The 2,693-nt window shown below is 55.2% G+C and carries 3 protein-coding genes; 2 read left to right on the top strand and 1 reads right to left on the bottom strand.

Going from position 1 to position 2,693, the window contains the following annotated elements; genetic code table 11:
• Both MYY08_RS13995 and fabA read left to right on the top strand, forming a co-directional pair.
• A partial coding sequence (locus MYY08_RS13995) for an AAA family ATPase (protein ID WP_288014616.1) occupies positions 1–1,619 on the top strand: 1,619 nt, incomplete at its 5' end.
• 67 nt (positions 1,620–1,686) lie between these two features.
• Complete coding sequence (gene fabA / locus MYY08_RS13990; RefSeq protein ID WP_190296699.1) at positions 1,687–2,205, top strand: bifunctional 3-hydroxydecanoyl-ACP dehydratase/trans-2-decenoyl-ACP isomerase; 519 nt, start codon at positions 1,687–1,689, stop codon at positions 2,203–2,205.
• Between the two features lie 59 nt (positions 2,206–2,264).
• Here the strand turns inward: fabA and rmf are convergent, their stop codons facing one another.
• Positions 2,265–2,447 (bottom strand): ribosome modulation factor, encoded by a 183-nt coding sequence (gene rmf, locus MYY08_RS13985; RefSeq protein WP_288014614.1) that lies wholly within the window; start codon positions 2,445–2,447, stop codon positions 2,265–2,267.
• Positions 2,448–2,693 lie beyond the last annotated feature (246 nt).

Here is a 2,693-nt window from a genome sequence, read left to right as displayed (position 1 = left end):
CAGCAAACCTGCTGCAGCGCAGCAGCGCGCCTTTTCCACTGATGCTGATTCGCTGTGCTGAAAACAGTGAAAATCTGTCGTTGCTGGCGCAGACATTACAGCATAACAGAGGGAAGAAGAAAGCACTTTACGGCGGTAACTATCTGATAAATGACGATCAGATTAGCTGGCAACCTGCGCAAAGCTCAGATGAGCCATTTGCCAGCTGCGGCGAAGTGCAGTTTGCCGACTGGATCGAACCTGAGCAGCTGTTTGGCTGCGTGCGGCTGTTCGCACAGCGCATTAGTCTGCAACCGGGCCTGATTCATCGCGCCAACGGCGGCGTTCTTCTGCTTTCGCTGCGCGCCGTGCTGGCGCAACCGCTGATGTGGCTCCGTCTGAAGCAGATCGTGATGCAGCGCCGTTTCGACTGGCTGTCGCCTGATGAAACGCGTCCGCTGCCCGTCGCCATTCCCTCAATGCCGATGCAGCTCAAGCTGGTGCTTTGCGGCGATCGCGAAGCGATGGCCGACTTCCAGGAAATGGAGCCTGAGCTGACGTCGCTGGCTATTTACAGCGAGTATGAAGAAAGCCTGCGAGTGGAAGACCAGGAAGATATGGCGCTGTGGTGCCGCTGGGTCACGGCGCTGTCGCGTCAGGCGGCGCTGCCCGCTATCGAGGCCGATTTCTGGCCGCTCCTGCTGCGCGAATCGGCGCGCTACAGCGGCGATCAGGATATGCTGCCGCTCTGCCCCGCCTGGCTTGGAAGACAGCTGCGCGAGGCGGCGCAGTATGGCGAAAAACTCGACGCGGAAGCGCTGCAGGCGGCGCTCGACGCCCGCAGCTGGCGGGAAAACTATCTGCCAGAGCAGATGCGTGACGAAATACTGCTCGATCAGATCCTGATCGACACCGAAGGCGCGGTGGTCGGACAGATTAACGGTCTGTCAGTGATTGAATTCCCTGGTCATCCACGCGCGTTTGGCGAACCTTCACGCATCAGCTGCGTAGTGCACGTCGGCGACGGCGAGTTTACCGACGTTGAGCGCAAGGCTGAACTGGGCGGCAATATTCACGCTAAGGGCATGATGATCATGCAGGCGTTTCTGATCGCTGAACTCGAACTCGATCAGCAACTGCCTTTCTCCGCCTCGCTGGTTTTTGAACAATCCTATTCGGAAGTTGACGGCGACAGCGCCTCGCTTGCCGAACTTTGCGCGTTGATCAGCGCCCTGGCGGAACAGCCTGTCAATCAGCAGATCGCCGTGACCGGGTCGGTCGATCAGTTTGGTCATATTCAGCCAGTAGGCGGACTGAATGAAAAAATCGAAGGATTTTTCGAGGTTTGCCAGCAGCGTGGTCTGACGGGTCATCAGGGCGTGATTATTCCGGCAGCCAATGTACGTCATCTCTGTTTGCAGCAGGAGGTTGTCGATGCCGTGCGCGACGGTCAGTTCCATATCTGGGCCGTCAATGAGGTTGACGAAGCGCTGCCGCTGCTGACCGGCGTCGAGTGGAAAAAAGAGAATGCGCCCTGCCTGCTGCAAACTATTCAGGACCGCATCACAGAATTTAATCAGCAGGAAGCGCGTCAGCGCCCCTGGCCTCTGCGTTGGCTAAACTGGTTTAACCACAGCTGATCGGAGTTGTTCAGCTTACACCTGTTAGCTAACCTTCGTGATTCACTAGAAAAAGGCTTATTGAAACATGGTAGAAAAACGCGAATCCTATACAAAAGAAGATCTCATTGCCTCTGGTCGCGGTGAACTGTTTGGCGCTGAAGGCCCGCCGCTGCCGTCTGGCAATATGCTGATGATGGACCGCGTGGTCAAAATGAGCGAAGAAGGCGGTAACTTTAATAAAGGTTATGTCGAAGCTGAACTGGATATCAATCCTGACCTCTGGTTCTTCGCCTGTCACTTTATTGGCGATCCGGTCATGCCGGGCTGTCTGGGTCTGGATGCGATGTGGCAGCTGGTAGGCTTCTATCTGGGTTGGCTGGGCGCTGAAGGCAAAGGCCGCGCGCTGGGCGTAGGCGAAGTGAAATTTACCGGTCAGGTACTGCCGACGGCGAAAAAAGTGACCTACCGCATTCATTTCAAACGCGTCATTAACCGCAAACTGGTGATGGGCGTAGCGGACGGCGAAGTGCTGGTGGATGGCCATGTGATCTATACCGCCAGCGATTTGAAAGTGGGCCTGTTTAAAGACACCACCGCGTTCTAATCTTCTGCAATAAAAAACCTCCGCTGCCGCGGAGGTTTATCCCTTTTCTGACCAGGCGTTTACGCCATCGTCGCCCCGGCGCTGACCGACCTGTCCTCCATGGCTTTTCGCCAACCTCCCAACCAGTGAGACCGAGCCTCAATCATTTGATAAGGGCACATTTCTTTTGAGCGCCCGGTAATGCCTGCCTGATAACCACGTGAGTGTGCCCGTTCCAGGCGGTCTCGTTTCTGTCTCTTCATGCCTCATTTCCCTCATTCAGGTATGGTGGAACTGGTGGAAAGAAAACAATGGTCACAAAATGCGCAACCACATTTCAGTTCTACCCCCATCAGCACGAAAGATCAATGCGCAAATTTCACGCCATTGTCACATGAATACGCTATTTTTAGAGGTTTTCTTAGGGCGTCGCGCGAGCTGCCAGACAACGGATTGATTCTGAAATAAAAAAATTCCGGCCCATACAGCTGAAGCGCCTTATGTAACCG

Source organism: Mixta sp., assembly GCF_024610815.1.
In the GTDB taxonomy this organism is placed as follows: Bacteria; Pseudomonadota; Gammaproteobacteria; order Enterobacterales; family Enterobacteriaceae; genus Mixta; species Mixta calida.
Note: the sequence above shows the minus strand (reverse complement) of the source record. Positions and strands in the feature narration are given on the sequence as shown.